Annotated in this window: 2 protein-coding genes; both read left to right on the forward strand. The window is 74.5% G+C overall.

Annotated features, from left to right (window positions below; all coding sequences use genetic code 11):
* On the forward strand, nucleotides 1–1357 hold a 1357-nt coding region (locus SACPADRAFT_RS0206515), incomplete at its 5' end, for a cobaltochelatase subunit CobN (protein WP_007027518.1).
* 62 nt (nucleotides 1358–1419) lie between these two features.
* A partial coding sequence (locus SACPADRAFT_RS0206520) for an adenosylcobinamide-GDP ribazoletransferase (RefSeq protein WP_040924031.1) occupies nucleotides 1420–1728 on the forward strand: 309 nt, incomplete at its 3' end.

Consider the following 1728-nt stretch of genomic DNA (forward strand, 5'->3'; position numbering starts at 1 on the left):
GGCGGCCGTGGCCGACGTGCTGCGGTTCGCCGCCACCGAGGTCGTGCCACGCCTGGCGGGCACCTCCGGGGAGCTGGACGCCGTGCTGCACGCCCTGGACGGCGGCTACATCCCGGCCGGGCCGAGCGGGTCGCCGCTGCGCGGGCTGATCAACGTGCTGCCGACCGGCCGCAACTTCTACACCGTCGACCCGAAGGCCGTGCCCAGCCGGCTGGCCTGGGAGACCGGCAAGGCGCTGGCCGACTCGCTGCTCCAGCGCTACCGCGCCGACAACGACGGCGAGTGGCCCCGGTCGGTGGGGCTGTCGGCGTGGGGCACCTCGGCGATGCGCACCGCCGGTGACGACGCGGCCGAGGTGCTGGCGCTGCTGGGTGTGCGGCCGACGTGGGACGAGGCGTCCCGCCGGGTCACCGGCATCGAGGCGATCCCGCTGGAGGAACTGGGCAGGCCCCGCGTCGATGTCACGGTGCGGATCAGCGGGTTCTTCCGGGACGCCTTCGGGCACGTGGTCGACCTGCTCGACGACGCCGTCCGGCTGGTCGCCGACCTGGACGAACCGGAGTCGCAGAACTTCGTGCGCGCCCACGCCCGCGCCGACCTGGCCGAGCACGGCGACGAGCGGCGCGCCACCACGCGGATCTTCGGCTCGAAGCCCGGCACCTACGGCGCGGGCCTGCTGCAGCTGATCGACGCGGGCAACTGGCGCGACGACGCCGACCTCGCCGAGGTCTACGCCGCCTGGGGCGGCTACGCCTACGGCCGTGGCCTGGAGGGCGCGCCCGCGCGGGCGGACATGGAACGCTCCTACCGGCGCATCGTGGTGGCGGCGAAGAACACCGACACCCGCGAGCACGACATCGCCGACTCGGACGACTACTTCCAGTTCCACGGCGGGATGGTGGCCACGGTGCGGGCGCTGACCGGCTCCTCGCCCACCTCCTACGTCGGCGACAGCACCACACCCGACGCGGTGCGCACCCGGTCGCTGACCGAGGAGACCGCGCGGGTGTTCCGGGCGCGGGTGGTCAACCCGCGCTGGCTGGCGGCGATGCGGCGGCACGGCTACAAGGGCGCGTTCGAGATGGCCGCCACGGTGGACTACCTGTTCGGCTTCGACGCCACCGCGGGCGTGGTGCACGACTGGATGTACGAGCGGCTGTCGCAGGACTACGTGCTGGACAAGACCAACCAGGACTTCCTGTCCGAGTCGAACCCGTGGGCGCTGCGCGGCATCATCGAACGGCTCACCGAGGCCGCCGACCGGGGCCTGTGGTCGGAACCGGACCCGGAGCTGCTGGAGTCGCTGCGCGAGGTCTACCTGCGCATCGAGGGGGACCTGGAGGACGGCCGGTCGTGACCGGCTCCCCCGCCGACTCCCCCACCGGGTCCTCCCCGGGCGTGCTCGGCGACGCGGCGCGGATGGCGTTCGGCACGTTCACCGCGGTGCCGGTGCCCGCCCCGCGCACGGTGGACCGCCGGGTGGGCGGGGCGGCGATGCTGCTCGCCCCGCTCGCCGCGTTCGCCCTGGCGGTGCCGGCCGCACTGCTCGTGTTCGTCGCCGCGACGGTGGGGCTTCCGCCGCTGGTCACGGCCGTGCTCGCGGTGGGTGCGGTGGCCCTGGGCAGCCGGGGTCTGCACCTGGACGGGCTGTCCGACACGGCCGACGGCCTGTCCGCCTCCTACGACCGCACCCGCGCGCTCGAGGTGATGCACCGCGGCGACGCGGGA

Source organism: Saccharomonospora iraqiensis subsp. paurometabolica YIM 90007 (genome assembly GCF_000231035.2).
In the GTDB taxonomy this organism is placed as follows: domain Bacteria; phylum Actinomycetota; class Actinomycetes; order Mycobacteriales; family Pseudonocardiaceae; genus Saccharomonospora; species Saccharomonospora paurometabolica.